The sequence below is a fragment of the Celeribacter baekdonensis B30 genome, assembly GCF_000299875.1.
Classification (GTDB): domain Bacteria; phylum Pseudomonadota; class Alphaproteobacteria; order Rhodobacterales; family Rhodobacteraceae; genus Celeribacter; species Celeribacter baekdonensis_A.
Genome location: NZ_AMRK01000005.1, coordinates 237462 through 262922, shown reverse-complemented (window position 1 = coordinate 262922; position 25461 = coordinate 237462). Strand labels below are relative to the sequence as shown.

At 58.1% G+C, this 25461-nt stretch carries 23 protein-coding genes; 10 read left to right on the top strand and 13 right to left on the bottom strand.

Annotated elements, in window-relative coordinates:
- Positions 1-60: 60 nt before the first annotated feature.
- The 5 genes from B30_RS11405 to B30_RS11385 all read right to left on the bottom strand — a co-directional run bounded on the left by B30_RS11405 (position 61) and on the right by B30_RS11385 (position 5412).
- Positions 61-543 carry an Hsp20 family protein gene (locus B30_RS11405; protein WP_009572224.1) on the bottom strand — a complete coding sequence of 161 codons (483 nt, stop codon included), beginning with the start codon at positions 541-543 and terminating at the stop codon, positions 61-63.
- A 149-nt stretch (positions 544-692) separates the two neighbouring features.
- Positions 693-1493, bottom strand: a complete 801-nt coding sequence (locus B30_RS11400) for a trypsin-like serine peptidase (protein ID WP_009572223.1) — start codon at positions 1491-1493, stop codon at positions 693-695.
- Between the two features lie 54 nt (positions 1494-1547).
- Positions 1548-2840: a glycolate oxidase subunit GlcF gene (gene glcF, locus B30_RS11395; protein WP_009572222.1), complete on the bottom strand. Its 1293-nt coding sequence runs from the start codon at positions 2838-2840 to the stop codon at positions 1548-1550.
- Positions 2840-3979, bottom strand: a complete 1140-nt coding sequence (locus B30_RS11390; protein ID WP_009572221.1) for an FAD-binding protein — start codon at positions 3977-3979, stop codon at positions 2840-2842. The genes glcF and B30_RS11390 overlap by 1 nt, the downstream gene beginning before the upstream one ends.
- Positions 3976-5412 carry an FAD-linked oxidase C-terminal domain-containing protein gene (locus B30_RS11385; RefSeq protein ID WP_009572220.1) on the bottom strand — a complete coding sequence of 479 codons (1437 nt, stop codon included), beginning with the start codon at positions 5410-5412 and terminating at the stop codon, positions 3976-3978. Before B30_RS11385 ends, B30_RS11390 begins: the two co-directional genes overlap by 4 nt.
- A gap of 93 nt (positions 5413-5505) precedes the next feature.
- On the opposite strand from B30_RS11385, the gene B30_RS11380 reads away from it, so the two are divergent.
- Positions 5506-6192, top strand: coding sequence for a DUF599 domain-containing protein (locus B30_RS11380; protein ID WP_009572219.1), 687 nt, complete (start codon positions 5506-5508; stop codon positions 6190-6192).
- A gap of 127 nt (positions 6193-6319) precedes the next feature.
- Here the strand turns inward: B30_RS11380 and B30_RS11375 are convergent, their stop codons facing one another.
- The 5 genes from B30_RS11375 to B30_RS11355 all read right to left on the bottom strand — a co-directional run bounded on the left by B30_RS11375 (position 6320) and on the right by B30_RS11355 (position 13917).
- Entirely contained in the window at positions 6320-6829 is a 510-nt protein-coding gene (locus B30_RS11375; RefSeq protein WP_152002039.1) for a hypothetical protein, read from the bottom strand.
- Between the two features lie 311 nt (positions 6830-7140).
- Positions 7141-9222 (bottom strand): membrane protein, encoded by a 2082-nt coding sequence (locus B30_RS11370; protein ID WP_009572217.1) that lies wholly within the window; start codon positions 9220-9222, stop codon positions 7141-7143.
- Positions 9219-11987: a DUF4159 domain-containing protein gene (locus B30_RS11365; RefSeq protein WP_009572216.1), complete on the bottom strand. Its 2769-nt coding sequence runs from the start codon at positions 11985-11987 to the stop codon at positions 9219-9221. The genes B30_RS11370 and B30_RS11365 overlap by 4 nt, the downstream gene beginning before the upstream one ends.
- Positions 11987-12874 carry a DUF58 domain-containing protein gene (locus tag B30_RS11360; RefSeq protein WP_009572215.1) on the bottom strand — a complete coding sequence of 296 codons (888 nt, stop codon included), beginning with the start codon at positions 12872-12874 and terminating at the stop codon, positions 11987-11989. Before B30_RS11360 ends, B30_RS11365 begins: the two co-directional genes overlap by 1 nt.
- On the bottom strand, positions 12871-13917 hold the full coding sequence (locus B30_RS11355; protein WP_009572214.1) for an AAA family ATPase: 1047 nt from the start codon (positions 13915-13917) through the stop codon (positions 12871-12873). The genes B30_RS11360 and B30_RS11355 overlap by 4 nt, the downstream gene beginning before the upstream one ends.
- A gap of 104 nt (positions 13918-14021) precedes the next feature.
- Between B30_RS11355 and B30_RS11350 the strand changes: the two genes are divergently transcribed.
- Positions 14022-14585 (top strand): DUF1285 domain-containing protein, encoded by a 564-nt coding sequence (locus tag B30_RS11350; RefSeq protein ID WP_009572213.1) that lies wholly within the window; start codon positions 14022-14024, stop codon positions 14583-14585.
- The gene (locus tag B30_RS11345) at positions 14585-15343 is read left to right on the top strand and encodes a hydroxypyruvate isomerase family protein (protein WP_009572212.1); all 759 of its coding nucleotides are present in this window, start codon (positions 14585-14587) and stop codon (positions 15341-15343) included. Before B30_RS11350 ends, B30_RS11345 begins: the two co-directional genes overlap by 1 nt.
- 2 nt (positions 15344-15345) lie before the next feature.
- On the opposite strand, the gene B30_RS11340 is transcribed toward B30_RS11345, so the two are convergent.
- Positions 15346-16266 (bottom strand): cation diffusion facilitator family transporter, encoded by a 921-nt coding sequence (locus B30_RS11340; protein ID WP_009572211.1) that lies wholly within the window; start codon positions 16264-16266, stop codon positions 15346-15348.
- A gap of 109 nt (positions 16267-16375) precedes the next feature.
- Here B30_RS11340 and B30_RS11335 point away from each other — a divergent pair, with 109 nt between their 5' ends.
- Complete coding sequence (locus B30_RS11335; protein WP_009572210.1) at positions 16376-16981, top strand: TetR/AcrR family transcriptional regulator; 606 nt, start codon at positions 16376-16378, stop codon at positions 16979-16981.
- A gap of 283 nt (positions 16982-17264) precedes the next feature.
- Positions 17265-17606, top strand: a complete 342-nt coding sequence (locus B30_RS21405) for a hypothetical protein (RefSeq protein WP_009572209.1) — start codon at positions 17265-17267, stop codon at positions 17604-17606.
- Positions 17607-17703: 97 nt separating this feature from the next.
- Here the strand turns inward: B30_RS21405 and B30_RS11325 are convergent, their stop codons facing one another.
- Positions 17704-18522, bottom strand: coding sequence for a sulfotransferase family protein (locus B30_RS11325; RefSeq protein WP_009572208.1), 819 nt, complete (start codon positions 18520-18522; stop codon positions 17704-17706).
- Positions 18523-18656: 134 nt separating this feature from the next.
- Here B30_RS11325 and B30_RS11320 point away from each other — a divergent pair, with 134 nt between their 5' ends.
- Both B30_RS11320 and B30_RS11315 read left to right on the top strand, forming a co-directional pair.
- A complete protein-coding gene (locus tag B30_RS11320; RefSeq protein ID WP_009572207.1) occupies positions 18657-20234 on the top strand; it encodes a DUF5928 domain-containing protein in 1578 nt (525 codons plus the stop codon).
- A gap of 10 nt (positions 20235-20244) precedes the next feature.
- Positions 20245-20622: an HIT domain-containing protein gene (locus tag B30_RS11315; protein WP_009572206.1), complete on the top strand. Its 378-nt coding sequence runs from the start codon at positions 20245-20247 to the stop codon at positions 20620-20622.
- A 66-nt stretch (positions 20623-20688) separates the two neighbouring features.
- Here B30_RS11315 and B30_RS11310 read toward each other — a convergent pair whose 3' ends face one another.
- Positions 20689-21621 (bottom strand): ABC transporter ATP-binding protein, encoded by a 933-nt coding sequence (locus tag B30_RS11310; protein WP_009572205.1) that lies wholly within the window; start codon positions 21619-21621, stop codon positions 20689-20691.
- A 201-nt stretch (positions 21622-21822) separates the two neighbouring features.
- Between B30_RS11310 and B30_RS11305 the strand changes: the two genes are divergently transcribed.
- From B30_RS11305 to polA, 3 genes are all read left to right on the top strand, one after another.
- The gene (locus tag B30_RS11305; protein ID WP_009572204.1) at positions 21823-22005 is read left to right on the top strand and encodes a zinc-finger domain-containing protein; all 183 of its coding nucleotides are present in this window, start codon (positions 21823-21825) and stop codon (positions 22003-22005) included.
- Between the two features lie 83 nt (positions 22006-22088).
- Positions 22089-22514: a globin domain-containing protein gene (locus B30_RS11300; protein ID WP_009572203.1), complete on the top strand. Its 426-nt coding sequence runs from the start codon at positions 22089-22091 to the stop codon at positions 22512-22514.
- Between the two features lie 130 nt (positions 22515-22644).
- On the top strand, positions 22645-25452 hold the full coding sequence (gene polA, locus B30_RS11295; RefSeq protein WP_009572202.1) for a DNA polymerase I: 2808 nt from the start codon (positions 22645-22647) through the stop codon (positions 25450-25452).
- The last annotated feature ends 9 nt before the right edge of the window (positions 25453-25461 follow it).

The following is a 25461-nucleotide window of genomic DNA, read 5'->3' as shown; positions in this document are numbered from 1 at the left end:
CATGGAAACGCCCGCCAAATGGCGGGCGTTTTTGTTTGAGGATGTAGACCAGGAAGTCGATTAGACCTCGACAGTCTCCGGCGCGGTTTCAATCACCTTGGTCTCCACCGTATTGGGGCCGGTGATCTCGATCTGACGCGGTTTAAGCGCCTCTGGCACTTCGCGCTGAAGCTCGATGTGCAACATGCCATTCACATGCGACGCGCCCGTCACCTTGACGTGATCGGCTAGCTGGAACCGACGCTCAAAGGCGCGGGTGGCGATGCCGCGATGCAGATAGGTTTTGGACTTTTCGTCCTCACCATCGGCTTTGCGCGCGGCGACGATCAACGCGTTATGGCGCTGTTCAATGGCGATGTCTTCGGTTGAGAACCCGGCAACGGCCAGCGAAATACGCCAAGCATCATCAGCGGTTTTTTCAATGTTATAAGGCGGGTAGCTTGGCTGAGTGACCTCTTGGGTCAGAACGCGGTCCATCATATCCGCGATTTGGTCAAAGCCGACAGTGGCCCGGTACAGCGGGGCAAGATCAAAGTTACGCATGGGTATCCTCCAGTGAGCGAATCCAAATGTTAAGCCTTCCACACGCCCAATCGGGCAGGACAGGCGAAGGGTCGGACCCTATCTAGGCGTCCGACCCTGTAAATTTGGGGATGGGGGAAAGAGGTTTCAAGAGGTGGCTCAATGCTCGCTCAATGCCCGGCCACACCGACCACAAATTCGGTGTCCGTCAACTCGGGCAACGGGCCAGCGTCGACCTTTTTAAAGCTGCTTTTTCCGGTAGCAGCCAGTTTCAAAAGATCGCCCAAGGAGCCGTCAAGCGACGTGCCAACCGAAACCTTTTGGCCGTGATATCGCGCCTTGGCGGAGATCACCGAAACGATGCGCGGGCGCGAACCGGTCATGTCAAAAATCGGCGCACCGGAGGAGCCGAAATCAACATCGCAAGAGGTCACCAAAACGCCCCCCTGACGCGCCATCACAAGACAGCTCGCCTGCAAGGACGGGGTTTCGGCCCGGTCATGGGCATAGGAAACCACGCCCACGGCCTGGCCTTTTTCAGGACGCGCAGCGGTTGGAAAGGGCTGCACAGAGCCATCACGCACCGGGCGGTCCAATTCGATCAGAGCGATGTCATTGACCAGACGATCATGGCGATCTCCGGTGGAAATCGAAAAGCTGGGGTGGACATAGATGGCACGAGCCGTGCGGTAGGCCTGAGCCGAGCCATTGCGCCACCCGGCCTTAAAGGTCACGTCACTGGGTGCGTGGGGTTTGTGCGAATAGATGTCAAACATGCAATGCGCCGCCGTCAGCACCAAAGTTTCGGTGATCAAAGAGCCGGTGCAAAAGCTGCGCCCGGCGAAATCGAGACGCCCGACGGCTTCCCATCCGCGACTGTCGTCCCCGGTCCGAAAGGCCTTGAGCGCGCTATCGGCCTGTGCCTGCCCCAACGAGAGGAGCAGAAAGACGACGGTGAGCAAATATTTCATTGTAGGTCCCATTCCCTGTTCGCCCCCCAGCGGTAATGGGACTTCAGGGCGGGATTATGGCCGATTCGAGAACAATTTGGGCGGTTTTTGGCCACCTGTTGCCCAATCAAGCAATTCAACCGTGTGAACCACCGGCACATCTATGCCTGATCCCAACTGTATCATGCAGCCGATATTGCCTGCAGCCACGACATCTGGTGTCTTCTCCGACAAAGTTTTTATTTTTCGGGCTTTCAAATTTTTTGAAATTTCGGGCTGCAAAAGGTTGTAGGTGCCTGCAGATCCGCAACATAAATGGCCATCGCGTGGCTCAACCACCTCGAATCCCACCCGTTTCAAAAGGTCCTTGGGATAGGTTTTGATCTGTTGGCCGTGTTGCAGCGAACAGGCGGCGTGGTAGGCGACTTTCAACTCCTGTTTGCCCGCGGGCAGGTCGAGTTGCATCAAAACTTCGGAGACATCTTTGGCCAAAGCGGCGATCTGAGCCGCGTCTTCCGCCATCCCAGAGCCGCGAAACATATGGCCGTAGTCCTTCACCGTAGTGCCACAGCCCGAGGTGTTGATCACAATCGCATCCAAGCCCTCGCCCACGATTTCCGCCATCCAAGCGCGGATGTTTTTGGCCGCAGCACTGTGGCTCTCCGCCTCTTTACCCATGTGATGGGTCAGCGCACCACAACAGCCAGCACCTTTGGCCACGACGACGTCACAGCCGAACCGGGTCAACAGCCGGATGGTGGCGTCGTTGATATCGGTATCAAGCGCCTTTTGCGCACAACCCGTCATCAAAGCCACCCGCATTTTACGTGGGCCTTTCGCCGGGAACACCTGTGCATCGTCATTGCGCGACACTGGCGGAATGACCTTCGGGGCCATCTCCAACATCGCTTTCAGGCGCGGATCGGGCACAAGATGCCGCAAAGGCTTGGCAATTTTGGCCCCCAAAAGCGCGATGCGAAACCGGTTCGGATAGGGAATGATCCGCGCCAAGGTCCAGCGCAGCAGCCGATCCATCATCGGGCGTTTGTAGGTTTTCTCAACATGCACGCGCGCGTGATCAATCAGATGCATGTAATGCACCCCCGACGGGCAGGTCGTCATGCAGGCCAGACAGGACAGGCAACGATCCAAATGTTTGACCGTGCGCGCGTCGGCGGGCCGGTCATTTTCCAACATATCCTTGATCAGATAAATCCGCCCGCGTGGGCTGTCTAGTTCATCGCCTAAGACCGCATAGGTTGGACATGTCGCGGTGCAAAACCCGCAATGCACACAGGACCGCAAGATCTCATTGGCGCGCGCAATACCGGGATCGGTGAGCTGTTCGGGAGTAAAATTCGTCTGCATCAGCCCATCATCCCAGGGTTAAATTTCTGTTCTGGATCGAATTTTTGACGCAGCCCCTTGGACAACTGCGCAACGAGTCTGTTTTCCGGCGGGAACACGCCAAGCGCGCGCTTGGTCTCGTCGCTGGCGCGCACCAAAGTGGCGTGACCTTTGCCCATCTTGGCGCGCACATCCGTGCCCGCAGACATCAAAAGCCAAAGCCGACCGCCGCCCCAATCATAAATCACATCCAAAGGTGCGATTGCGGCCACCAAACCCGGTGCCTCAGACGGCGTCACCGACAGCCGCCACACATCGCCGGGCACGCCGACAAACCGCGTCACATCGCGGATCGCGCGCCATGTCGCCTCACTCTGCGCGGCCTCCCACTCTACGGCAGCCTCACCCAGATCAGACAGCCGTTGTTGCAATGCCTCCACCCGGTAGCGCACCGCGCTTTCAATCCCTTCGAGCCGCAAAAGCGTGCGCGCGGGCGTGCCATCCGCCACTTGGCGGAGATGCGCCGCACCCGTAATGTCAAAAGGCGTGCCCAAAGCACGCGACATCGTGTTGACCGCCTCCACCTCCGTTTGACCTTCAAAGATCAACGTCGCGGTGGTTTCCGGGATCGGCTGGGTCTTGAGGCTCACTTCGGTCAAGACCCCTAGCGTGCCTTGGCTGCCCGCCATCAGCTTCACCAGATCAAGCCCGGTGACATTTTTCATCACCCGCCCTCCGTTCTTGACGATCTTGCCGCGACCATCGACAAAGCGCACACCGAGACAGGCATCGCGACAGGCGCCAACCGCCACCCGGCGCGGGCCAGAGGCATTGGTCGCCACCATCCCGCCGATGCTGCGCGCCCCGTCGCGTCCAAGTAGCGGCCCTAAATCAGGCGGCTCAAACGCCAATCTTTGATGCTCTTCTGCAAGCCGTGCGCTCACCGCATCCACAGCCATCCCAGCCGACACCACAAGCGTCAGAGCCCCCGGATCATAGTCAAACTGCGCGCCGGTCCAAAGCAACCGATCTCCCTCAGCCAGCCCAATCCGGCTTGTCCCGCCGCCCGTGACCACAAACGGCCCGCCCGTGCGGATCATATCGGCAAGCTGCGCTTCACTGTCGCAGGATATGTCTTTTACCGTGGCCATAATACTCATTGCGCACCCCTCCGACCCGCGCTCACAGCAAGCGGGAAAACCTTCGCCGGGTTCAAAATCCACGTCGGATCAAATACATCCTTCACCGCCATTTGCGCCTCAAGATCGGCGGGGGAAAATTGATGGGTCATCAGATCGCGTTTCTCAACCCCCACGCCATGCTCTCCGGTCAAACAGCCGCCCACATCGACGCAGAGCTTCAAAATATCCGCGCCCAACGCCTCAGCGCTTTCCAATTGGCCGGGCTCGTTCGCGTCGAACAGGATCAGCGGGTGCATATTGCCGTCGCCCGCATGAAACACATTGCCGACCATATGCCCTGCGGCCTCGGACAGCTCCCCGATGCGTTTGAGCACAGTGGGCAGCGCACCCACCGGGATCGTGCCATCAAGGCAAATATAATCGCCCATCTGCCCCATCGCGCCAAAGGCGGATTTGCGCCCCAACCAAATCCGTGCGCTTTCCTCCGGGCCTTGGCTTTCGCGAATTTCAACCGGATTGTGGCGTTTGGCGATGGTGGTGATGCGGGCCAGTTGGTCCGCGATTTCTTGTGGCGATCCTTCGACCTCGACGATCAAAAGCGCCTCGCAATCGGGGTAACCCGCCCCGGCAAAGGATTCCGTGGCGCGGATGATCGGACGGTCCATAAACTCAATCGCCACCGGGATCAGACCCGATTTGATGATGTCGGCCACACAGGCCCCCGCAACCTCGTTGCTGTCAAATCCGATCAACACCGGACGCGCGCCTTCGGGTTTTGGTAAAATACGCAGAGTCGCCTCGGTGACGACCCCAAGCTGCCCTTCGGAGCCGCAAATCACCCCCAAAAGGTCAAGCCCGCCCGCATCCATATGTGCGCCGCCGATCTCGACCACCTCACCATCGGCCAAAACCAGGGTGACGCCCAAAAGATTGTTCGTCGTCACCCCATATTTGAGGCAATGCGCGCCGCCGGAATTCATCGCGATGTTGCCGGCAATGGCACAGGCCAATTGGCTTGAGGGATCGGGGGCGTAGAAAAATCCGTCGCTTTCGACCGCGGCGGTGACCGAGAGATTGGTCATGCCCGTTTGCACCCGGATGTAGCGGTCGCTGGTGTTGATCTCAATCACCTCACGCAGCCGCGCCACCCCAAGGATCACGCAATCCGCCGTCGGCAAAGCGCCCCCCGCAAGCGAGGTCCCCGATCCACGCGGCACCACGGGCACGCCCATCTGGTGACAGATGCGCAGGATGGCGGCCACCTCTTCGGTCGTGCTCGGCAACACCGCCACCAAAGGCGCGCAACGATAGGCGGTCAGCGCATCACATTCATAGGCCCGCACTTCTTCGGGCGCGTCGATCACCGCGTCAGACGGCAGAACCGCGCGCAGTTGCGCCACAAGTTTTGGCTTTTGCGCAAGGAGGTCGGGATTGGGGGTCGGCATGTCCATTGTGATCTCCTCGCTTTCATTGGTAACTTTTTATAACCAATTTACCAGAATGACAAGTCTACATGGTTTGCGTATTGCTATGATATGGAACTCATGGATCATCTCAAATTTTTCACGTCCCTCGATGCCCTCGCCGTCGGCTATTTGCTGTTGGCGTGGTTCGGGATTGGCTATGTCATCGAACGCCCGTTGGGATCGCGTATCTCGACCTCTGTTTTGGTGGCCAATTACCGAAAACAATGGATGATCCAGATGATCACCCGCCAGCCACGGATTTTTGACGCAACGATTTTAGGCACCCTGCGCGAGGGCACATCGTTTTTTGCCTCCGCCTGTCTGATCGCCATCGGCGGTGGCTTGGCGGCGATCTCGAACGCGAAAAAATTGAGTGACGTGGCCCAAAACCTCGCTCTCGATGCGCCTGAAATCATTTGGGAAGTTAAAATTCTGTTGGCCCTGCTGTTCATCACCAGCGCCTTTTTAAAATTCATCTGGTCCAACCGGCTGTTTGGCTATTGCGGCGTGGTCATGGCTTCGGTGCCGAATGACAAAAACGACCCCTTGGCCCTGCCCCGCGCGCAAAAGGCGGGGGATTTGAACATCACAGCGGCCCGCGCCTTTAACGGTGGCTTGCGCGGCATTTATTTCGCGCTTGGCTCGCTTGGATGGCTGCTTGGCCCGGTCGGCTTGCTGGTGAGCACAACGCTCACCCTGTTCATCCTGCTGCGACGCGAATTCGCCTCCACCTCCCGCGAAATTTTACTGCGCGACGAAGGTTGATGCCTTTTCTGAGACGTGTTCACCTTAGAGCAAGCCGAATGGGCGCACAGAACACACAAATCCCGATGCAAATAAGGAAGAGCCCTGTTCGTGAATGATGCGGCGAAGGTCTGGAATGAGCCCATATCTACCTACTTAGGCACGCCAGATTGTGCACACAGATGTCTTCCGGCTGGTCGAACAGCCGTATCATTGTGTGGTCTATTTGGTGCGCCGATGGGGTTCGCATTACAACAACGACAGTGATCCAGTTCTCACTTTCGTGGTAGTAATAGGAGCTCAACCAATCTGTGGGACCGAGAGCGGCATTTATTGTCGGGTTGGGATGCTCGAAACCACTCAAAAGTCTTTGAACAGTATCATTCATTTCGGCGGCTATGGCCTTACCATAAGGTGCAGTGGCGAGCGCACATTCCTTTGTACCCTCTAATGCCTCAGTCCCAGAAACAACAAATAAGACATTGAAACCTTCGGCTTTAGAAAGCAAAGCAGGGCCATCCAGAACTCTCGCGGCAGCGACCTCACCCCCCAATTCACTAAGAAACAGAGATAGGCGCGGTGCGTTCAGTTCCGCAAAATCTGAACATAAAACTACGTTCTCAGCACCGAGGAAAGCGGCACCACTACGAAAGGGCATTGGAATCTCTGCCGACGCGGCACGTGCGATAACGCAAAGCCACAAGGATGCTATTAAACAGAACCTCATAGGCCATCTGTCCTTCAAGAACTTCCTTAGGTCAAGGCGTCAGCAGCGAGAACTCAAGCCAAGGAAACCTCCGCGCTTTCTTCTGCAATCAATGTAAACGGCTAAAGGTCCGCAAAGTCCCGCACCGCAAACCTTCACACCCTGCGTGGCGAATGTGGTGGCTTTGGAGCACAAAGTGCCCCCCAAGTGCCGCCCGCAAATCGCCGCCTTGTGCCAAAGGGGCGCGACCTGCGATAGTCGCCTCACCGCCGCCCTTCGCGTAACCACGCCCAAACGGTCAATCCGGCCAAGATCACCAGCCAAAGCCAGCCGGGGAACAGTGGCGTCAGACGGGTGGATTGGGTGACAAACGCCGCGCGCGGGGTCACGCCGATCCAGCCACGTCCCGCCGCCACCCGGCCCTCGGCCACGGTGCGGATCATCGGGAGTCCATTCGAAAGCGCCATGACGCCGCCTTTGGTCGCGGCAATGACAGGGGCCAGTTTAGCCCCCGTCGCGATGGTTTCTTCGAACTCACGCGGCGCTGCGGGCCCCAAGACCATCACCGCCTCCTGATCCCCTTCCGTGAGACGATAGAGCCCCATCTCAGCGCCTTGATGCTGAGCCATAAACCGCCCCGGACTGACCTCTTCCATCGGCACGGTCACGGTGGTGCCATCGGGGGCCTCAATGGTGACCTCATGGTCGCTATCAGACAGGCTGCGCCGGGTAATGGTCAAACTCGCACCGTCAGAGGTGGCGGTCAACGCCTCTTCCTCAAGCTCCGGTTCTTTCATCATCCAATGCGCCAAACGCCGTAACAATTCGAGCTGCGGCCCGCCACCCTCGATCCCGCGGGTCCAAAGCCACGCATGATCGGAGGCCAGCACAGCCACCCGGCCCTCACCGACCCGATCCAGCACCAAAAGTGGACGATCGTCGACACCAGACATCACCACCTCGGGCGCATCCGGTCCCGTTTCCGTGCCAGGATCAAGGTCGATTTGCCGGAACCAGCGGCCCCACTCCGGCGCATCCGTGGCAACACGCAACCCGCCAAGGCCCTCGGTGACCGGATGGCGCGCGCCGATATCGGTCAGGCGCGGTTGATAGCCCTGCTCATAAATCCGCCCCGAGGGCGCCAGCGGAATGATCCGCGCCAAGGGCGAACGATACAGACTGTCGGCACTGGCAAAATCGGGTCCAGCAGCAAACAAAACCGCCCCGCCGTCTTCGACATAGCGGGCGATGTTGTCCAGATAGGAGGGCGGAAGGATGCCACGCAATTTGTAGCGGTCAAAGATGATCAGGTCGAAATCATCGACCTTTTCCATGAACAATTCGCGGGTTGGAAAGGCAATAAGCGACAGTTCGGTGACCGGAACCCCGTCTTGTTTGGACGGTGGGCGCAAAATGGTGAAATGCACGAGATCGACAGAGGGGTCCGATTTCAACAGGTTGCGCCATGTGCGTTCGCCATTATGCGGCTCGCCCGACACCAAAAGCACGCGCAGACGATCCCGCACGCCATTGATTTGAACCATCGCGGCATTGTTGCGCGTGGTCAACTCACCGGCGGCTTCGGGCAGGGTGAATTGGATCACATTCATCCCGCCATGTGCCAAGGTCAGCGGCACGTCGATGGCGCGCCCGACGGGGATGGTGAATTCCTGCGCGTCACCGCCGTCAATCGACACGATCAGCGGAGTGGTGTTGCCAATGGAGGCGGGCACGGCGCCTTGGTCCTCGACTTTAAGGGTCAGAGTGACCTCTTCGTCCAGAATAGCAAAGCTGGGCGCGTTTTCCACGATCAGGCGACGATCCCAATCGGTCGGCGCGCCAGTAAGCAACAGGTGCAGCGGCGCCGGGAAATCCGAGGCCAGTTCCACATCGTGCAGTTGTCCATCCGAGACCATAATCGCCCCGGCCAAACGCCCGCGTGGCTCGTCGGCCATGGCTTCCGCGAGCGCGGTCATCAACAGTGTGCCGCGATTGTCGGGGGCATCGCCCAAGGGCACGATCCGCAGCTCGGTGTTGGGCAGGGCATTGAGGCGCGCCGTGAGACCCGCCACGGCTTCGGCCACTTGGGTGCTGCGGTCCGCGAGGTCTTGCGAGGCACTTTCATCGACCAACAAAAGCACGATGTCGGACAGCGGATCACGCTCTTCTTGTTGCAGCGAGGGCCCGGCGAGATAGATCAGGATCAACGCCGCGGCCCCTGCCCGTAAGGGCCAGCCGCGCAGCCCGCGCAGGGCAGAGAACCCCACAAGCACCAGCGCAATCCCGGCGAGGATCGCCAGCGCGGAGAGCGGCAGATGCGGGGAAAAGATCAGATCGCGGATCATTGGCTCAACCTGTCTAACAAGGCGGGGACATGGACCTGATCGGATTTGTAATTGCCGGTCAGCACATACATCACCAAATTGACGCCAAAGCGATAGGCCAACTCACGCTGACGTTCGCCATTGAACCCGCGCCCCACCGGGACCAACGGCACGCCTGTGCCATCCACGGCCCAAGCTGCCGCCCAATCGCCACCGCCAATCACCACCGGGGTGACATTGTCGTTGAGATTGCGAAACGGCATGCCTTCGGCCTGTTCGGCATTGGCCGAGGCTTCGACCCAGACTGTGCCCTCGGCATGGCGTCCGGGGAATTCGCGCAACAGATAAAAGGTGCGGGTGAGGACATGATCTTCGGGGATGTGTTCGAGCGCGGGAATGTCAAGCGGACGCGCCAGAGCCTGAAGTTTCAGACCTGTCGGCGTCGCCGCGCCGAAGCTCGCGACATCGGCGTCACGGGTGTCAAACAAGATCATGCCCCCGGTGCGCAAATAGGCGTTGAGTTTGATATAGGCGGCAGCCGTTGGGATCGGTTGATCGGCGGTCACCGGCCAATAGAGGATCGGAAAGAACCCAAGCGGATCGGTGTCGAGACTCACCCCCATCGGCGGCGACGGTTCCACCGACGTGCGAGCATTGAGCACGGCAGACAGCCCCGCAAGACCCGCCTCAGACAGGCTGTCGATGCGGGCATCGCCGGTGCGCACATAAGCCAACGCCACCTCAGTACTGGCGGCCAAAGCAAACGGATCAGACAGGGTGTCCGGCGCGTCCTGGGCGCGCGGGGCGGAGAGCGGTATCGCGAGAGCGAGCAGCAAAATCGGCACCATCCGCGCGCCAAACAAGCGGCCAGAGAGCCAAAGCGAGGCAATCACATCGCCCCCCAAAAGCGTGAGCGCCGCCAAAAGGAGCATGGGCGTCAGCGGACGTTCGTTGCGGGTCTGACCGCCCGTGACGGGAACATCCGCGGGCCATTGCGTCGCAATGAGGCGATCCTCTGCCCCCAAAACATTGAGCGCCAAAACGCTGTCGCGGGCTTGGTACAGTCCTGGCGGGGTGGCCGCAGACGCCTTAGCGGTGGCAAAGACCGCCCCTTCAATGGGCACCATCGCCGCCGCGTCACTCAACGTTCCAAACCCATCCAGCCGTTTCATGGGCTGCACTGTTTGCCCCGCCAGATCATCGGCCTCCGCCTGTGCCGCCCGCGAGGTCACGGCCAGCCGATCCAGCATCGCCACAAACAGCCCCGAAAGCGGCAAGGTGGACCATTCGGCATTGGCGGTGACATGGAACAACACCACCTGGCCCTGCCCCACCGGCTTACGCGTCACCATCGGCGTGCCATCGCCCAAGGTCGCGATCACCCGCACCGCCAGATCGGGGTCGGGTTGCGCCATGACTTGGGCCGAGACGGTGACATCGTCGGGCACCGGCAGGCCGTAAAACGGCGAGGTCTCGGCAAAGGGCCGCAGGGTTTTCGGCTCGCCCCATGACATTGCGCCGCCAATCGTGCGCCCGCCCGCGCGCAGGCGCACCGGCAAAAGCGGGTCTTCCGCGTCGCGCGCCACATCAGAGGCCGCGAGATTTGGCCCGGCAAAGCGCAGTAAAAGCCCGCCCTCACTGACCCAGTCCAGCAAAGGCGCGGCCTCGCCGCCGGACAGATGGGCGATGTCGGCCAGAATGATCACATCCGGGTTGGCTTGGATCAGGTCAGCCAAGGCACCTTCGATCACATCGGCTTTGCCATTCAACGCCGCGCGCAGGTAATGCAGTTGCGACAAAAGTTGAAGCCCCTCGCGGCTGTCGCGCACCGTCACAAGGCCGACTTCGCGGCGTTTGAGGCTGTCATCGGCCAAACGGATTGCGCCTGCGGAGCGCTGTCCTTCGATCTCAAACCGAGTGATGCGATTGCGCAGTTCAGGCGGCAAATCGAACAGGGCGGACACCGCGTCCTCGCCGCTGCCGAATGTCACCTCTTGGCGCGCCAAAACCCGAGGCACACCCGCCGGGTCCGGACCATGTGCCAAAACGGTCACCGAAGCCTCGCCCGCCGTTCCGCGCCGTTGCACCAATAGATCCACGCCGGTCTCATCGACCGAAGTCGGCCCCAACCCATAGAGCGCGCGCGGGGTTTCGAACACCGACACAGGCCCCTTTGCGTCCAAGACGGTCAGGACATCGGCGCGGCCCAAACGGTCCAACCCATCCGAGAGCCAAAGCGTTTCATAGCCACCTTGGATCGTGCCAAGTGCCGTCAAAAGTTCGGCCATATCCGGGGCATAGGGCGCGGGCGCAAGCCCCGACAAACGCGCGCGCCAATCGGAGGCGGAGAGAAAGTCGCACGGCTGGGCCGAGAGGTCGGTGGCGGTCAAAATGCACACGGTGCGATTGCCCGCCTCAGCCTCTTCAAGCGCTTGTTCCACCCGTCCGATCCGCAAGGCCCAATCAGGGGCTGAGGCCCAGCTTGCGTCCATCACGACAACCAAAGACCCGGTGCCGCCACGGTCCACACGTGGGTTCAACACCGGCCCGGCAAAGGCCAAGATCAACGCCGCCACCGCCAACATGCGCAACAGCAAAAGCCACCACGGCGTGCGATCCGCCTCAGTCTCATCATCGGTAAGGCCCAGCAAAAGCGCGATACCGGGAAAGCGGCGGCGGATCGGTGCGGGTGGCACGGCGCGCAGCACGAACCACAGGATCGGCAGAGCCAAAAGCCCAAGCAAAACCCAAGGCGCGGTGAAGCCTACGGGGCCTAAAATCCACATCAGCGTGCCCCCTCCAGACCCTCATAAAGCCACAAAAGCGCGGGCTGTGCCGGGGTGTTGGTGTGATGGGTGGCAAAGCGCCATCCGGCCTGATGCGCCAGATGCGCAAGCTGGGCTTTGCGTTCGGCCAGACGGTCCAGATAGCGGTCGCGCAGGTCGGACGCGCGCAGGGTTTCATGGCGCAACCCGCCCGCCATCGAGGTGAAAATGGTGCGCCCCTGAAAGGGAAAAGCCTCTTCGGCGGGGTCGAGAATTTGGTACAACAGCCCGGTGATGCCGCGATCCGCCGCCGCCCCGATGGCGCGTTCAACCGGCTCGATCGGACCGAGGAAATCAGACAGAAACACTGCGCGGGATCTGGGCAAAAACGATGTGGCGTCTGGCGCGCCGTATTCCGCGCGCTCTGGGCTTGGATCAGCGCGCAAGCCTTCGGCGATGCGCCGCAATTGCAACGCGCCGATGCGTGGCGGGGTGCCCAAAGAGGCCAAAGCCACGCGTTCCCCGCCCTTCATCAAAAGGATCGCCAGCGCCATGGTCAAAAGCCCGGCGCGCTCCTGTTTGGTCGGGTGATTTTTATCAGAGGAAAACCCCATCGACGCCGACAGATCGGCCCAAAGATGCACCGACTGCGCCGATTGCCATTCCTTTTCGCGCACGAAATGCCCGTCCGAGCGGCCAGAGCGGCGCCAATCAATCGACCGCCCCGCATCGCCGGGTTCTGCCGGGCGATATTGCCAAAACTCATCGCCCATCCCGGCCTGACGCCGCCCATGCCCGCCCAACAAAAGCGTGCGCGCAAGCTGTTCGGCCTGCGCCTGAAGCGGCGGCAAGGGTCCGGCCAAGGCTTCGGCGCGGGCGCGCAAGGAGGATGGGGGCGAAAGGCTCACGCCGCGGACCGATTTTCCGACAGGGTGGCGGCGACCGTGTCGATGATCGAGGCCAGATCTTCGCCGCGCGCACGGGCGGCAAAGGTCATCGCCATGCGGTGAATAAGCACAGGTTTGGCCATGGCGATCACATCCTCGGGGCTGGGCGCAAGGCGACCATCCAAAAGCGCGCGGGCGCGAATGGTCAACATCAAGGCCTGAGCGGCGCGCGGTCCCGGCCCCCACGCCACAGACGCGTTGATCGCGGGCGTGGCTTCGGGTTCATGCGGACGACAGGCGCGCACCAGATCAAGGATCATCTCGACCACCTGTTCGCCCACCGGCATCTTGCGCAGCAACGCCTGAGCTTTGATCAACTCCTCGGCGGTGAAAACGGCATGGGCCTCTTCCTCCATCGCGCCCGTGGTGGCGATCAAAATGTCACGCTCGGTGTCGCGGTCCGGGTAGGCCACATCGACTTGCACCAAGAACCGGTCCAACTGCGCCTCCGGCAACGGATAGGTGCCCTCTTGTTCCAGCGGGTTTTGCGTGGCGAGGACGTGAAACGGCGCCTCCAAATCATGCGGCTGCCCGGCGATGGTCACGGATTTTTCCTGCATCGCTTGCAACAGCGCGGATTGGGTGCGGGGGCTGGCGCGGTTGATTTCGTCGGCCAAAAGGAGCTGACAAAACACCGGACCTTCGATGAACCGAAACGCGCGGCTGCCGTCCGTGGCGGTTTCCAAGACCTCGGAGCCAAGAATGTCGGCGGGCATCAGGTCCGGGGTGAATTGTACCCGCGCGCCTTTAAGGCCCATGACGGTCGAAAGCGTGTCGACAAGGCGGGTTTTGCCAAGCCCCGGCAGGCCCAACAAAAGCGCGTGGCCTCCGCAAAGCATGGCGGACAAGACCAGATCGACCACTGTTTCCTGACCGATGAAGCGGCGGGTGATCGAGGATTTCGCCTCCGACAGCTTCGCGCCCAGTGCTTCGATCTCAGTGACAAGATCTTCTGTGACAAGATCTTCGGGCACAAGGCCTGTGGTGGTGGCGGTCTCGGTCATGGGCTTCACCTCTTGGGACGTTCCGTGTCACTCTTACTCTCGCCATTAGAGCGATCTATGCTGCAAAGCACAAATGACAAAGAGGTCAGAAGGGGGATTTTCGCGTGACTGTCTCAGCCGAAAGCATTGCCGCCGCCATCAAGGCCGCAAAAACCCACGGTTTGCCGCCCGTGGAAAAATGGGACCCGCCGTTTTGTGGCGATCTGGATATGCGGATCGCGCGGGATGGGACGTGGTTTTATCTGGGAACACCGATTGGGCGGATCGGATTGGTGCGGTTGTTCTCAACCGTGTTGAAACGCGAAGGTGACGCCTATTTTTTGGTCACCCCGGTGGAAAAAGTCGGGATCACCGTTGAAGATGCACCGTTTTTGGCGGTGGATTTTACCGTTTCGGGCCAAGGGCAGGATCAGGTTTTGACCTTTCAGACCTCGGTGGGGGATGAGGCCGAAGCGGGGCCCGATCACCCGATGCGCTTTGCCGACCGGAACGGCGAGCCCGCGCCCTATGTGGAGATCAGGGCGGGATTGGAGGCGTTGATTGATCGCAAAAGCTTCTTTCGCCTTGTTGACCATGCTGTCACGCAGGAGATTGACGGCACGGCGATGTTCGGGGTCTGGTCCAAGGGCGTGTTTTTCCCAATCGCCCCCGTGGATGATCTCAGCTGATGCCAAAATTTGCCGCCAACCTGTCCTTTCTGTTTAAGGAATATCCGTTTTTGGAACGGTTCGCCGAGGCGAAAGCCTGTGGTTTTGAGGCGGTTGAGGTGTTGTTTCCCTATGAGGAACCGGCGTCCGAGGTGGCCAAACGCATGGCCGATCTGAACCTCAAGATGGTGCTGATCAACACGCCGCCGCCGAATTACACCGGCGGCGAGCGCGGGTTTGCCGCCGTGCCCGGCCTTGAGGATCGGTTCCGCAAGGATTTCAAACGCGCACTCAGATATGCGCAATTCCTAGGTGCCGCGCACATGCATATCATGGCCGGAAAAGCCAAGGGGTTGGTCGCGCTTGAGACTTTTAAAAAGAACCTCGCATGGGCGGCGGCCGAGGCGCCAACCATGAGCCTGACGATTGAGCCGATCAATCCGATCGACATGCCGGGGTATTTCCTGGATGATTTCGATCTGGCGATTGAGGTTTTGGACAGCGTGGCGGAACTGAACCTTGGGCTGCAATTTGACGCCTATCACGCCCAGATCATCACCGGCGACGCGATGCTCGCCTGGGAAAAATATGCCCCCTATGTGCGCCACATCCAAATCGCCGGACCACCGGATCGACATGAACCCATCAAAGGTCTGGTCGATTATCCGGCGTTTTTCCGCGCCGTGGATGCGAGCGGCTATCAGGGCTGGGTCTCCGCCGAATATATCCCGAAAAAACGCACCGAAGAGGGGTTGGATTGGTTTCGTCAGGCCCAATAGCCCTATGAGACCTCTGATCCGGGCACACAGCCCTGCCCCGGTGCCTCGACTTCAAGCGTGGAATGGGTGATGGAGAACCGCTCCTTCAACAGGCCCTTCACCTGCGCCAGCACCACATGAGTCTCACCCGCAACAACCACATGCGCCTCTACGGAACTGTGGTGTTCGTCGATCTGCCACAAATGCACATGATGCACGTCTTCAACGCCTTCAACTTCGCCCATTGCCGCGGCGACCTCGTCAGCCCGTGTGCCGTCTGGCGCGCCGAGCATCAGGATGCGAATGACCGGACGGATTTCCACAAAGGCGTGCCAGAGGATATAGAGTGAAATGACCACGGTGAGGATCGGATCAATCAAGCGCCAATCGTAGATCAGGATCACCGCCCCGCCGAAAATCACCGCCACGGAGGTGCCCGCATCCGCGAGGTTATGGAGAAATGCGGCGCGGATGTTGAGACTGTTTTTCGACATGGAATAGGTGAGTGCTGCGGTGACCAGATCGACGGCAAGCGCGATCCCGGCGATGATGATGACGATCCAGCCTTCGATCTCCGGAGGGTTCCAAAACCGCGCCACGCCTTCGGCAAAGAGGTAAATGGAGATCACCATGAGCGTGATGTAATTGATCATCGCGGCGACCACTTCGGCGCGGCCATAGCCAAAGGTCATGGCCCCATCGCGCGGGCGGCGGGCCAGTTTGCGGGCCCCAAAGGCGATGACCAAAGACACCGCGTCTGAGAGATTGTGGATCGCATCGGCAATCAGTGCCATGGAGCCAGAAATCACCCCGCCAATGATTTGGGCCACGGTCAACAGCAGATTGACCCCGATGGCCGCCGCCATCCGCGCATCACCCGCCTCCGGGTCGATGTGGTGGTGGTGGTGGCCATGAGCGGCATGGCTGTGGTGATCATGGGGCATTGGACGTCCTGTCTGTTTGGGGCAAGCGGACACCCCGAGGGCGCGCTTGTCAACGGCGGGTTTTGAGTCGAACATGAGCTATTGCTCACATTTTGGAAACTCGCATCCCATGACCAACTCCACGTCCCCGCTATCGCCCCGCAAAACACCGCGACAAGCACGCTCCAAGGCCACGGTTCATGCGATCCTTGAGGCGGCGGCTCGCATTTTGGAAACCCAAGGCGCAGACGCGGTGACCACAAATGCGGTGGCAGATCGCGCGGGCGTGTCTGTTGGATCTCTCTATCAATATTTCCCCTCAAAAGAGGCGATTTTCGCCGAGCTGATCCGACAGATGCGCGCCCAGATGCGCGACGATATTTTTCGAGCGATGGATTTTGTGGTTGGAAAGAGCCTGTCCTTTGCCATGGCGCGGCTGGTTCGGGCGGTGATCCATCACCATGTGCATCGCGCGCATCGGGCAGACGCCCTTGAACATTTAGAAGCGCAATTGCCACCCGACCCGGACAGTTTGACCATGATGTCCCAAACCCGTGCCCGTTTGGCGCTGTGCCTGACCCAGCATAAAGTGCCGCAACCGGAGCAAGCCGCAGGCGACATTTTGAACCTCATCATTGGCATGGCCCATCCGGCACTTCATGGCGGGGAGACGGATTTTGACTCCTTGGCGCGGCGGATTGATCCGGCGGTTTTGGGGTATTTGGGGCGAATGTGACAAGTTCTTAATGCGCATCCTCAAAGTATGTGCATTTTTGCAAAAACCCCTTGATATGTGCGTATTTAAAAAAAATTAGCCCAGATCGCCTAATACTCACGCGAAATAACGATAATATCGCTAAATTGTGATCTGCATTTTCGCACAACACAATAGATAAAACCTGTATGTTTGTTCCCATTTAAACACTTCAAACCAAGCTCTATATCCATTTCATCGAGGCGCGCAAAAACACACAGACAGCGCGTCCCCCTAAATGAAACGCTGATAAAGGACTTCTATCATGACCAACTCTTTCAAAACTCTCGCTGCCGCCGCTGTTGTTGCCGTTGCTGGTTCTGCCGCTTTCGCTGGCCCGAACTACATCATCCCCGGCCAAGCTCAGTCGCTGACCTCGACCGTCAACCTTGATCTGGTACGCGCTGACACCAACAGCACGGTTTACATCTACGATTTCCACAACGGTGAGCGCGGTGCGCTTTTGGGCTCCGAAGCTGTACACGCTGGTGCAAACACCAACGTGAAAGTGCAATTGTCCCGTCCGGCAATTTCTGATGCGATTGTCGTTCTCTCCAACGACGGCGTCAACACGCTGGCCGTTCGCGATGTGAACAACGTTCAATAATCTCCGCGCCCACATCAGGGCCCGGACAAAATAAACCCCCGCCGATGCGAGTCGGCGGGGGTTTTATGTCTCAATTATACGTCGCACTTAAGTGGGTTTAATCGCCAAGTTTGGCGTGAACCTCGTCCAGATCGACGTCGCCTTTGGGCATTTTATTGCCGGGGTTTTCAAAGTCGTATTGGAACAGTTGGAAATCCTTTTTGTAGATTTCCCACATCAAATGCATCGACAGATCGTCGAAATAATCCTCAACCGGGTGAAGCCGTTTTGGGCCGTGACCTTCGGATTCGTTAAACCGCGGGATCGTGGCCAAATCGACTTTATGCGGGGTATCGATGTGATCGAGCACGTCCTGCATGCCGTCGTTGAAGGTCTCGGTAAAGAAAATCTTGTCGTAGGTGCCGCCATTGACGATGAACGTCGAGACATGCCCGGCCATCGCGGACCAGTGAATGTCCGGGTCCATCGGCCGACGCCAGCGGATGGTATCACGCACAAACAACAGGAACCGCCGGAAAGAAGCGATTTGATCGAACTCGTCCTTGCCGTCCTCGCCGCCAACTTCGATGCCGTATTTTTGGATCAGCTGCGGGACAAGATTGCCACGATAGCGTTTGCCATTGCGTTGAATGCCGCAGACCTTGTCAAAAAACGATGACAGCACACGGGTATACGGATTGCGCACACAGGTGAAAGCGTAGGATTTGTGACCCTGCACATTGGCTTCGATCAACTGCTGGCTGCCCTCTTGGGCCCATTTGTGCATCCGATCTTTGCTATCATGGATGTCGCCATCGAAAAACTCGCCATGATCGGAATAGAACATGATCTGTCCGATGGTCGAACACGCGCATTTGGGGACGACGCGATATACGACACTTTCGCTTTCTGTCATCCAAGTTCCGGGAAAGCCCATATTTTACCACAACTCCTGATATGCCACGCGTCCGTGACCCTTTTCGCTTTAAAAGCAAACTTACCTTGATTATTCAATGATTGGTTACGCTTATATGCGAACAATGCGGCAAAAATGAGGTTACGGTTTCCAAAATGGCACGAATTGCATTCATTCTCCTGTGCCACAAGGACCCTGAGGCCATCATTGACCAGGCGCGCCGCCTGACCCGCACCGGAGATTACATCTCCATTCACTTTGATGCGCGCGGCGGCAAAGAGACCTTTGAGGCGATCAAAAACGGCCTGAAAGACAATCCGAATGTCGCCTTTGCGACCAAGCGGATCAAATGTGGCTGGGGCGAATGGAGCCTTGTGCAAGCCACGATTTACGCACTTGAAGCGGCGGAAGCAGCCTTTCCACGCGCGACCCATTTTTACATGCTGTCGGGTGATTGCATGTCGGTCAAAACGGCCGAATACATGCATGATTTCCTTGACCGCAATGACATGGATTATATCGAAAGCTTCGATTTTTTCACCTCTGACTGGATCAAGACCGGGATCAAGGAAGAGCGGTTGATTTATCGCCATTTCTTCAATGAACGCACCCAAAAGTGGTTGTTTTATCAAAGCTTTTGGTGGCAACGCCGGTTTGGCCTTGAACGCAAAATCCCCGATGATCTACAGGTTATGATTGGATCGCAATGGTGGTGTTTGCGCCGCCGCACCGTCGAGTGGATTTTGGATTTCATCAAAAAGCGCAAAGATGTCATGCAGTTTTTCCGCACGACATGGATTCCGGACGAAACCTTTTTTCAAACCCTCGTGCCGCATCTTGTGCCGGAACATGAAATCCAAACCCGCACCCTGACCTTTTTGATGTTCACCGACTACGGCATGCCCGTGGTGTTTTATAATGACCACTATGATTTGCTGATCTCGCAGGACTATCTGTTCGCCCGCAAAATTTCGCCCGAGGCGAAAGAGTTGAAGAAACGATTGGGCGATTTGTTTGCGGCCAAGGGGATTCAGTTTAAAATTTCAAATGAGGGTCGATCCCTGTTTGAATTTCTGACCGGGCGCGGCCGCGACGGGCGGCGTTTTTCTCAGCGATTTTGGGAAACCGAAAGTTCGCTGGGCCGTGACCGCGAACTTTTGATGATTGTTTGCAAAAAATGGCACGTCGCCAAGCGACTCGTCTCGCAGATCAAGGCGAAAACAGACATTCCCTGCCTCGAATATCTGTTCAGCGAAGAAAACACGCCGCTGCCGGATTTGGGCGGCATTGAAAAGAGTTTGGAAAAACGCACCCGGCACAGGCGCGCTTGGGTGCGGATGCTTTTGGATTATTTCGAAACAGACCGTATGGTCGTCTGCATTGACCCTGCCGGTCTCGACCTCATTCGCGACTTTTACAACGACCGCTCCGGCACGCGGCTGTTGGAAATCGAATGCGAGTTTAGCGATGAGTATCTGACCGGCCATGCCAAACGCACCGGTCTTGCCGGGGATCAGACGCCTGAGGACGCGTTGGAACGGCTGTTGCCAACGATCCGCGCCGACATCAATCACGAAGGCGACCGCATTCGCGACGCGGAATTTGAGAATTACGACCGGATTTCGCAATCCAAAACCCCCGAGGAAAACGCCCGCCCGCTTGCACGTTTCCTCGACATCTCCGAAGATGACGCGCGCGAGATCGTCTCGATGCATTATCTATTTTCCGACTGAGGAAGACCCCATGCCCTATGCTTATGACGACCAGAATGTTTTCGCCAAAATCCTGCGCCAAGAGATTCCGGTCAGCCCGATTTTTGAAAGCGACCATACATTGGCGTTCCCCGACATTTCGCCGCAAAAAGCGACCCATGTTTTGGTGATCCCCAAAGGGGCGTACCGGTGCTTTGATCATTTTGTACAGGCTGCCTCAGATGCCGAGCAGCTCGATTTTTTCAAATCGGTGGCGCAGATTGCCAAACAGCTTGGCGTGTCAGAGGCCTCGGGCGGCAATGGCTATCGGTTAATCACCAATTCCGGCCCAGATTCGCATCAGGAAGTGCCACATTTCCACATCCATCTTTTGGGTGGCGAACCCATCGGCCCGCTGACCAGCCGCTGATCACGCCAGCTCCCAAAACGACAAAGCCCCGCAATTGCGGGGCTTTTGTGTTTTACGTGATCTCACTTATTTGCCGGAGGTCAGTTCCACAAACACATCCTCAAGATCGGGCTCCATCGTGCGCACATCTTCAATCACGATTCCCGCAGCCTTCACCGCATCCAAAATTGCATTGGCCGAGGTTTTGCCGCGCGAATAATCAAACACAAACGTGCCGTCCTTTTTGCGCTCCATCCGCACACCTTCCGGCAAATCAAACTGCGCCGGTGCCGCGCCTTGCGGTTCGATCAAAAGCGTCTTGGCGTCCATCAAGTCCAACAGATTTTTGGTCGTGTCGCGTTTGATCAATGCGCCGTGGTTGATGATGGCGATTTCGTCACACATTTCCTGCGCTTCTTCGAGGTAATGCGTGGTCAAAATAATGGTCATGCCGCGTTCCTCATTGAGGCGGCGCACATTGGTCCAAAGCATCTGACGCAGCTCAATGTCCACACCCGCCGTCGGTTCGTCCAACACGAGAATTTGCGGATTGTGCACCAAAGCCTTGCCCAGCAAAAGCCGACGACGCATGCCCCCCGAAAGGGTGCGCGCATAGGCGTCCGCCTTGTCGGTTAAGCCAATCAGATCAAGGATTTCGTCCGAACGCCGGTCTTTTTTCGGCACACCATATAATCCGGCCTGAACCTCCAAAGCGCCGCGCGGGGTGAAGAACGGATCAAGGTTCAATTCCTGCGGCATCACGCCAATGGCGGCGCGCGATTGCCGTGGGTTCACATCCTGATCAAAGCCCCAGATTTTGACCTTGCCCGAGGATTTGATCACCAGCCCGGCGAGGATATTGATCATCGTCGATTTGCCCGCACCATTCGGCCCCAAAAGGCCAAAAATCGACCCGCGCGGGATGGTCAAATCAATGCCCTTGAGCGCCTCTTTTGGCGGCTGACCCTTGCTGCCCTTGTAGGTCTTGCGCAGAGCCTCGATCTCAATCGCGTCGGTCATGGTCTCTCTCCCTTTTTGGCATGTCAGATAAAGCGGATGCCTCTTGTCCGCGCCGCACGGATCGTTATCATGCTGACCTGACTTAGGCGGTTGGACGCGCTTCGGCAACAGCGCGGTGGTGCAGACCCCATGATTGGCGCCGCACATCCCCGCTCAGGTCGCATGATGCACGGCAAAACAGTCATAAAGGGACAGACAAACATGGCGATCCAAGCCCCAGAAACCGAAGTGGTCTCCACCTGGAAAGTGGCCTGTGATGGCAGCGAAGGTGCCTTGGGTCACCCCCGCGTCTGGCTCGTGATTCCCCATGATAAGGGCTATGTCGAATGCGGTTATTGCGACAAAAAATTCATCCATGAGAGCGCCAAACTCAAAGACGCTTGAAAGGCGTCTTATTCCGAATGTTTGCGATATCTTAAAGTCTTGCACCTAGCCTCATCATTGTATTGATGTGAAAGGCGTTTCTGGTGCTGGCTGTGAAACAAATCTCTTTGGTTCGAAACGATTTCCGGCGCCTCGCGCCGGTGCGACCGGAGATGTTCAAACGTTTTTATGAGCGACTGTTTGAAATCGCGCCTCACACGCGCGATCTCTATTCGGAAAGCCTGACGGAAGAAGCCATTCGCGTGAATGGTCTTCTCGAAATCGCTTTTCTCTCCCTCGATCATCCTCAGGCCATGTTTGCCACGCTACACACCTTGGGACGCGATTTTTCCGGTTTTGGCATTTGGGAAACCCAATCGGACCTGGTCGTTGACTTGCTCGTTGAAGTGTTCGCCGAATTCGGCGGCGAAGACTGGGGAACGGAGCTTGAAAAGGCGTGGCATAGCGTGCTGAGCTTTATCGCCCAAGGGATGAAAGAAGGAGTCGTGCCCAAAGGGGCAATCGCCTGATTTCACCTTCGCGCGACCCGATCTTGCGTAGAACAGCCTCTCAGACGCATAAAGACGCGTATCCGGGTTGCAGCCCCTCACGCTTTCCGTGTTATCAAGGCACGGGATTTGCGATCAGAGGACACGCGTCATGACATTCGGTAAAGGCAGCCATCTTCACCTCATTGACGGCTCTGCCTTCATATTCAGAGCCTATCACGCGCTCCCTCCTCTGACGCGTAAATCCGATGGGCTTCCCGTCGGGGCCGTCGCCGGGTTTTGCAACATGCTTTACCGCTATATCGAGGCCAACACTGGCAGCGATGCGCCCACCCATGCCGCTGTTATCTTTGACTATTCCGGGAAAACCTTTCGCAACGACCTCTTCCCGGCCTATAAAGCCAACCGCCCCCCTGCCCCCGAAGAACTGGTGCCGCAATTCCCACTGACCCGCGAAGCCACCCGCGCGTTCAATGTATCTTGCATCGAAATCGAAGGGTTTGAAGCCGACGACATCATCGGCACCCTGTCCTGTCAGGCGCGCGAGGCCGGCGGGCGAGTCACCATCATTTCATCGGACAAAGATCTGATGCAATTGATCGGCGGTGGGGTTGAAATGCTCGACCCAATGAAAAACAAGCGCATTGACCGCGAGGGCGTCGAAGAAAAATTCGGCGTCGGTCCCGAACGGGTTGTGGACGTTCAGGCACTGGCCGGAGATTCGGTGGATAACGTGCCCGGCGCGCCGGGGATCGGGATCAAAACGGCGGCGCTTTTGATCAATGAATATGGCGACCTAGACACGCTTTTGGCCCGCGCCGAAGAGATCAAACAACCCAAACGCCGTCAGGCCCTGATCGACAATGTCGACCAAATCCGCGTGTCGCGCGACCTGGTGAAACTCGATTGTGACATGGTCCTGGATTTCTCCCTCGACAGTCTGGAAGTACAAACCCCCAAGCTCGATGATCTCCTCGCTTTTCTCGCCAAAATGGAGTTCCGCACCATCGTCAAACGCGTCTCCGAACGCTTTGGCGTCGAGGCCCCTGCGATCCCGGACGTTCCGGCCCCCGCCGCGGCCATGTCGGAGGCCCCGTCCGCGCCGAAACCCGTGCCGTTTGACACCGAAACCTATGAAAAAGTCTCGACCATGGGCGCGCTTGAGCGTTGGATCGACGCAATCTATGCCCGCGGCTATGTTGCCGTGGACACGGAAACCACCAGCCTGGATGAGATGCAGGCCGAGTTGGTCGGCATCTCGCTTTGTGTCGAGCCGGGCACGGCTTGTTACATCCCCTTGGGTCACACGATTGGCGAAGATGACCTGTTCGGCGGCTCGAACCTTGTCGATGGGCAATTGGCCAAATCCATGGTTCTGGACGCGTTGAAACCGGTTTTAGAGGACGACAGCATCCTCAAAATCGGCCAGAATATGAAATATGATGCTAAGATTTTCGCCCGCAACGGCGTGACTGTCGCGCCCTATGACGACACCATGTTGATGTCTTATGCGCTCCACGCCGGTCTACACAATCACGGCATGGACACCCTGTCCGAGCGCTATCTGGACCATGTTCCGATCCCGACGAAAAAGCTTTTGGGCAGTGGCAAGTCCATGATCACCTTTGACAAGGTCGAGATCAACAAAGCGGTCGCCTATGCCGCCGAAGATGCCGACGTCACCCTACGCCTGTGGCAGGTGTTCAAATCGAAACTTCATACTGAACAGGTCACCACCGTCTACGAAACTCTGGAGCGCCCGCTCTCGCCGGTTTTGGCGCGGATGGAAATGGCCGGGGTGATGGTGGACCGCGATGTGCTCTCGCGCATGTCCAACGCGTTCGCGCAAAAAATGGCCGGGCTTGAGGCCGAAATTCACGACCTGGCGGGCGAAAATTTCAACGTCGGCTCCCCCAAGCAATTGGGTGAAATCCTGTTTGATAAAATGTCCCTGCCCGGCGGCAAAAAAGGCAAAACCGGAGCCTATGCCACGGGTGTGGACATCCTCGAAGACCTCGCCTCAGAGGGGCAGGACCTGCCCGCACGTGTGCTGGATTGGCGTCAACTCTCCAAGCTGAAATCAACCTACACCGACGCGCTGCAACGGTTCATCAACCCTGAAACTGGCCGCGTTCACACCTCGTATGTGCAAACCGGAGCCGTGACCGGGCGTTTGTCCTCGACCGATCCGAACCTGCAAAACATCCCGGTGCGATCTGACGAAGGCCGCCGCATTCGCGAGGCCTTTATTGCGCCGAAAGGCCGCAAATTGATCTCGCTCGATTACTCACAAATCGAATTGCGTATCCTCGCCCATGTCGCCGGGATCGACAGTCTCAAACAGGCGTTCCGTGACGGGTTGGACATTCATGCCATGACCGCAAGCGAGATGTTCGGTGTGCCGATTGAGGGCATGGACCCGATGGTCCGCCGCCAAGCCAAAGCGATCAATTTTGGCGTGATTTACGGCATTTCGGGCTTTGGACTTGCACGAAACCTGCGTATTCCCCGCAGCGAGGCACAAGGCTTTATCGACCGATATTTCGAACGCTTCCCGGGCATTCGCGCCTATATGGACGACACCGTGGCTTTCGCCAAAGAGCACCTTTATGTCCAAACTCTGTTTGGCCGTAAAATCCATACGCCGGAGATCGCCACCAAAGGGCCGCAGGCCGGCTTTGCCAAACGCGCCGCGATCAACGCCCCGATCCAAGGTGCCGCCGCCGATATCATCCGCCGCGCCATGGTGCGGATGCCCGACGCCATCCGCGATCTGCCCGCCACCATGTTGTTGCAGGTCCACGATGAATTGATTTTCGAGGTCGATGAGGACGCCTGTGATCAGGTGATCGACGTGGTCAAAGATGTGATGAAAAACGCCGCCTACCCCGCCGTCGTACTTGATGTCCCGATTGAGGTGGATGCCGGTATTGGCAACAATTGGGCCGAAGCGCACTGATCTTCATTG

What these genes read in the sequence shown, in the direction of transcription:
- B30_RS11375 (WP_152002039.1), bottom strand. Translation starts at nt 6,829, where the DNA reads ATGCCCTTTCGTAGTGGTGCCGCTTTCCTCGGTGCTGAGAACGTAGTT.
- B30_RS11380 (WP_009572219.1), top strand. Translation starts at nt 5,506, where the DNA reads ATGGATCATCTCAAATTTTTCACGTCCCTCGATGCCCTCGCCGTCGGC.
- B30_RS11325 (WP_009572208.1), bottom strand. Translation starts at nt 18,522, where the DNA reads ATGGGCTTTCCCGGAACTTGGATGACAGAAAGCGAAAGTGTCGTATAT.
- B30_RS11385 (WP_009572220.1), bottom strand. Translation starts at nt 5,412, where the DNA reads ATGGACATGCCGACCCCCAATCCCGACCTCCTTGCGCAAAAGCCAAAA.
- B30_RS11365 (WP_009572216.1), bottom strand. Translation starts at nt 11,987, where the DNA reads ATGTGGATTTTAGGCCCCGTAGGCTTCACCGCGCCTTGGGTTTTGCTT.
- B30_RS21405 (WP_009572209.1), top strand. Translation starts at nt 17,265, where the DNA reads ATGACCAACTCTTTCAAAACTCTCGCTGCCGCCGCTGTTGTTGCCGTT.
- B30_RS11305 (WP_009572204.1), top strand. Translation starts at nt 21,823, where the DNA reads ATGGCGATCCAAGCCCCAGAAACCGAAGTGGTCTCCACCTGGAAAGTG.
- B30_RS11315 (WP_009572206.1), top strand. Translation starts at nt 20,245, where the DNA reads ATGCCCTATGCTTATGACGACCAGAATGTTTTCGCCAAAATCCTGCGC.
- B30_RS11355 (WP_009572214.1), bottom strand. Translation starts at nt 13,917, where the DNA reads ATGACCGAGACCGCCACCACCACAGGCCTTGTGCCCGAAGATCTTGTC.
- B30_RS11345 (WP_009572212.1), top strand. Translation starts at nt 14,585, where the DNA reads ATGCCAAAATTTGCCGCCAACCTGTCCTTTCTGTTTAAGGAATATCCG.
- B30_RS11390 (WP_009572221.1), bottom strand. Translation starts at nt 3,979, where the DNA reads ATGAGTATTATGGCCACGGTAAAAGACATATCCTGCGACAGTGAAGCG.
- B30_RS11405 (WP_009572224.1), bottom strand. Translation starts at nt 543, where the DNA reads ATGCGTAACTTTGATCTTGCCCCGCTGTACCGGGCCACTGTCGGCTTT.
- glcF (WP_009572222.1), bottom strand. Translation starts at nt 2,840, where the DNA reads ATGCAGACGAATTTTACTCCCGAACAGCTCACCGATCCCGGTATTGCG.
- B30_RS11320 (WP_009572207.1), top strand. Translation starts at nt 18,657, where the DNA reads ATGGCACGAATTGCATTCATTCTCCTGTGCCACAAGGACCCTGAGGCC.
- polA (WP_009572202.1), top strand. Translation starts at nt 22,645, where the DNA reads ATGACATTCGGTAAAGGCAGCCATCTTCACCTCATTGACGGCTCTGCC.
- B30_RS11400 (WP_009572223.1), bottom strand. Translation starts at nt 1,493, where the DNA reads ATGAAATATTTGCTCACCGTCGTCTTTCTGCTCCTCTCGTTGGGGCAG.
- B30_RS11335 (WP_009572210.1), top strand. Translation starts at nt 16,376, where the DNA reads ATGACCAACTCCACGTCCCCGCTATCGCCCCGCAAAACACCGCGACAA.
- B30_RS11340 (WP_009572211.1), bottom strand. Translation starts at nt 16,266, where the DNA reads ATGCCCCATGATCACCACAGCCATGCCGCTCATGGCCACCACCACCAC.
- B30_RS11370 (WP_009572217.1), bottom strand. Translation starts at nt 9,222, where the DNA reads ATGATCCGCGATCTGATCTTTTCCCCGCATCTGCCGCTCTCCGCGCTG.
- B30_RS11310 (WP_009572205.1), bottom strand. Translation starts at nt 21,621, where the DNA reads ATGACCGACGCGATTGAGATCGAGGCTCTGCGCAAGACCTACAAGGGC.